Annotated in this window: 2 protein-coding genes; both read right to left on the bottom strand. The window is 58.2% G+C overall.

Going from position 1 to position 2,835, the window contains the following annotated elements; translation table 11 throughout:
• Positions 1-29: 29 nt before the first annotated feature.
• Positions 30-1,172 carry a flavodoxin-dependent (E)-4-hydroxy-3-methylbut-2-enyl-diphosphate synthase gene (ispG, locus tag HXO69_RS08870; protein WP_044142245.1) on the bottom strand — a complete coding sequence of 381 codons (1,143 nt, stop codon included), beginning with the start codon at positions 1,170-1,172 and terminating at the stop codon, positions 30-32.
• A 139-nt stretch (positions 1,173-1,311) separates the two neighbouring features.
• Entirely contained in the window at positions 1,312-2,667 is a 1,356-nt protein-coding gene (locus HXO69_RS08865) for an RIP metalloprotease (RefSeq protein ID WP_296546602.1), read from the bottom strand.
• Positions 2,668-2,835 lie beyond the last annotated feature (168 nt).

Genomic DNA, 2,835 nt, shown 5'->3' with positions numbered 1-2,835 from the left:
CACCAGGGCGCCTCCGCGCACAAAGCTAACTAGCTCACCGAAACAGCCGGGGAACCCTCGGGAACGTACTCGCCCGAAGCCTCCATCTCAGCAGCAATACGGGTAGCCTCTTCAATCAGAGTCTCAACGATCTGATCCTCGGGCACGGTCTTAATGACCTCACCCTTCACGAAAATCTGGCCCTTACCATTACCGGACGCCACACCCAGGTCAGCCTCACGAGCCTCGCCCGGACCGTTCACCACGCAGCCCATCACGGCCACGCGCAGCGGAACCTTCATGTGCTCCAGGCCCTTAGTCACGTTCTCGGCAAGCTCCCACACGTTCACCTGCGCACGACCACACGACGGGCAAGAAACAATATCCAGCTTGCGGGGGCGAAGGTTCAGCGACTCCAGGATCTTGGTGCCCACCTTCACCTCCTCAACCGGAGGAGCAGACAGCGACACGCGAATAGTATCGCCAATACCCTGAGACAGCAGAGTACCGAACGCCACCGAGCTCTTAATAGTGCCCTGGAACGCCGGACCAGCCTCAGTCACACCCAGGTGCAGGGGCCAGTCACCGCGCTCAGCCAGCTGACGGTACGCCTCCACCATCACCACAGGGTCATTATGCTTCACAGAAATCTTGAAATCACGGAAACCGTGCTCCTCAAAGAGCGAAGCCTCCCACACAGCAGACTCAACCAGAGCCTCCGGAGTAGCCTTACCGTACTTCTCCAGCAGACGCTTATCCAGCGAACCAGCGTTCACACCAATACGCAGAGAAACGCCGTGGTCCGAAGCCATCTGAGCGATTTCCTTCACCTGGTCATCGAACTTACGGATATTACCCGGGTTCACACGCACCGCACCGCAACCAGCCTGAATAGCCGCATACACGTACTTCGGCTGGAAGTGAATATCAGCAATCACCGGAATGCGGGACTGCTTCGCAATAATAGGCAAAGCCTCCGCATCCTTATCGGTCGGGCACGCCACACGCACAATATCGCAACCGGCAGCAGTCAACTCAGCAATCTGCTGCAGAGTCGCACCAATGTCGTGGGTCTTAGTGGTCGTCATCGACTGCACCGAAATCGGAGATTCAGAACCAACACCGACAGAACCCACCTTGAACTGGCGAGTTTTACGACGCGGCGACAGAACCGCAGGAGCGGGCTTCGGCATACCAAGGCTGACCGACAAGGTTTTCCTCCATACATGGGTTGTGAAGGACGTACGGCGCATCCTTCGTTCAACTTTTTATTGTGCCACTGACGCGAAAGAAAGCACTAATACGGGTACCCTTACCGCGCGTGACAACACACTAAAACAGGGTGATGGGCTTAACAATATCCGCCACAATCAGGATGATAGACATCACAATGAATGCGCCCGCCACCACATACGTCAGCGGCAGCAACTTCACCGGATCAAACGGGCCCGGATCCTTACGCCCAGTCAGACGCGCAAAGAAGCGACGCAGACCCTCCCAGAGCGCACCCAACACGTGGCCACCATCCAGCGGCAACAGCGGAATCAGGTTGAATGCAAAAAGCATCAGATTCATATTCGCCACCAGCGAGACCAACATCGCGGCCTTCGCCTTCACATCAATACGATCAGTAGCCGTCACCTCACCGGCAATACGGCTCACACCAACCACAGACACCGGCGACTCAGCACTACGCTCACCACCGGTCACCAGAGTCACCGTCAGCTCCCACACACGCTGCGGCAACGAAAGCATCGACGAACCCACACGCGAAAGCGTATCACCCACCATCGCAGGCACCTCAGTAATAGAACCGGGCACCAACTCACTCGACGGGGAAATGCCCACAAAACCGCCGCGGGTCGTCGCAATCGAGCCGTCCTCGGCACGCGCATACTGGCCCTTACCATCAGAAACCGGGCGAATCATCTCAACCGGAGTCACCGACAAATCCAGGCGCTGACCGTTACGCTCCACCGTCAGGGTGCTCGGGTGAGAACCCGCCGCACGAATCGCCGAAGACACAGCCTCCCACGAACCCGTCGACGTGCCATTCACAGCAACCACACGGTCGCCCACCTGCACGCCCGCAGCCTTAGCCGGCGAGGGGGTGGACTTATCGGTGCACTCGCCGTAGCTCAACGAATCGTGGGTCACGCTCACGCTCGGCACGCACTCAGACACCGCCGACACCTTATTCGTCACCTGCGCCGTACCGAAACCACACACCAAAATAGCCGTGCAGACCACACCAATCAGCAGGTTCATCGTCGGACCACCCAACATAATCACCATGCGCTTGAGCACCGGCAACTTATAGAACAGGCGGTCCTCATCACCGGGCTTCAGACGCTCAGCATCCGCCGCGCGCGCTTCCTCAGCCAAGGACGCAAACGGGCTGGTACTGCCCGAATGGCCCTCCTCATGGTGCTCCTTCACCTCAGCAGGGCTCGGCGGGTACATGCCAATCATCGAAATGTAACCGCCCAGCGGAATCGCCTTGAAACCGTACTCAGTCTCACCGCGGCGGAAAGAGAACACGGTCTTACCGAAGCCAATCATGTACTGCGGGACGCGCACATTGAACAGCTTCGCGGGCACCAAGTGCCCCACCTCGTGCAGGGCAATCGAGACGGCAATAGCGATTGCCATGAGGATAATGCCCACAGCGTACAGCAGGATTTCCACGCTTTTTCTCGTTTCGGTTCGGGGATACGAAGCTTCTAGGATACTCGCTCAGCCTGTGAAGGTACCCTCTCCCGCTTTCTTTTGGGCTTGTTTGGGACGCATTGGGGAGGGGTGGTGTTCGTCCTCGTTCCTACAGGGGCACCCGCCCTCGCTTCGCTTCGGGCACCC

The sequence above is a fragment of the Rothia sp. (in: high G+C Gram-positive bacteria) genome, assembly GCF_015265375.1.
In the GTDB taxonomy this organism is placed as follows: Bacteria; Actinomycetota; Actinomycetes; order Actinomycetales; family Micrococcaceae; genus Rothia.
Note: the sequence above shows the minus strand (reverse complement) of the source record. Positions and strands in the feature narration are given on the sequence as shown.